Annotated in this window: 1 protein-coding gene; it reads left to right on the top strand. The window is 70.3% G+C overall.

Going from position 1 to position 674, the window contains the following annotated elements; genetic code table 11:
- On the top strand, window positions 1–674 hold a 674-nt coding region (locus C1I98_RS39495), incomplete at both ends, for a replication-relaxation family protein (protein WP_199537582.1).

Raw genomic sequence — 674 nt, 5'->3', positions numbered from 1 at the left:
GCCCAGGCCCTCATCGCCGACCTCGCCGAACGCCTCACCCCACGAGACGCCGAAATCCTCGACGCCGTCTGGGAACACCGCGTCCTCACCACGGACCAACTCACTGCGATCTTCTTCCCCAGCGTCCACCGTGCCCGCCACCGCCTCCTCGCCCTCCACGAACTCCGCGCCCTCGACCGCTTCCGCCCATGGGCACCCACCGGAAGCCGTCCTTGGCATTGGTTCCTCGGCCCGGCCGGCGCCCACCACCTCGCCGCCCAACGCGGCATCACCCCGGCCGAACTCCGCTACCGCCCCGACTCCGCCGCCTCGATCGCGCTCTCCTCCCGCCTGACCCACCAGGTCGGCGTCAACGAGTTCTTCACGCAGCTCCACGCCACAGCCCGCCGTACAAAAGGTTCCGCCGTCACCGCATGGTGGCCCGAACGCCGCTGCGCCGCCCTGTGGGGCGACCTCGCCCGCCCCGACGCCTACGGCCGCTGGACCGAAGACGGCCACACCCTCGACTTCTTCCTCGAACACGACACCGGCACCGAACCGCTGTCCCGAGTCGTGGCCAAACTCGACGGCTACGCCGCCCTCGCCGAAGCCACCGGCATCACGACCCCCGTACTGTTCTGGCTGCCCAACCCCACCCGCGAAGCCAACCTCCGCAAACTGATGACCAGCGCCAC

Origin of the sequence: Spongiactinospora gelatinilytica (assembly GCF_003236385.1) — a bacterium.
Lineage (GTDB): Bacteria > Actinomycetota > Actinomycetes > Streptosporangiales > Streptosporangiaceae > Spongiactinospora > Spongiactinospora gelatinilytica.
Note: the sequence above shows the minus strand (reverse complement) of the source record. Positions and strands in the feature narration are given on the sequence as shown.